Here is a 278-nt window from a genome sequence, read left to right on the forward strand (position 1 = left end):
CCCCTTGGGGGGTAAACTTAACGGCATTGGCCAATAAATTAATTAATATTTGCCTGATACGGGCTTTATCACCAATGATAGCTAGCGGCACTGTTGGCATAATATTTAAGATAACTGATAAGCCTTTTTCTAAAGCTGGGCCAGATACGATATCAATCGCTTCTTCAAGGCAACGATCAAGCTTAAAAGGTTCATTAACAATATTTATTTTACCGGCTTCAAAACGAGAATAGGTCAGGACATCATCTAAGATACTCAATAATGCATCACTACTGGTT

The 278-nt window shown here is 38.1% G+C and carries 1 pseudogene; it reads right to left on the reverse strand.

Annotated elements, in window-relative coordinates:
• A pseudogene (locus tag AAEY72_RS14650) lies at nt 1–278 on the reverse strand (histidine kinase); the annotation flags it as partial.

Origin of the sequence: Psychrobacter sp. W2-37-MNA-CIBAN-0211, assembly GCF_040309405.1 — a bacterium.
Lineage (GTDB): Bacteria > Pseudomonadota > Gammaproteobacteria > Pseudomonadales > Moraxellaceae > Psychrobacter > Psychrobacter glaciei.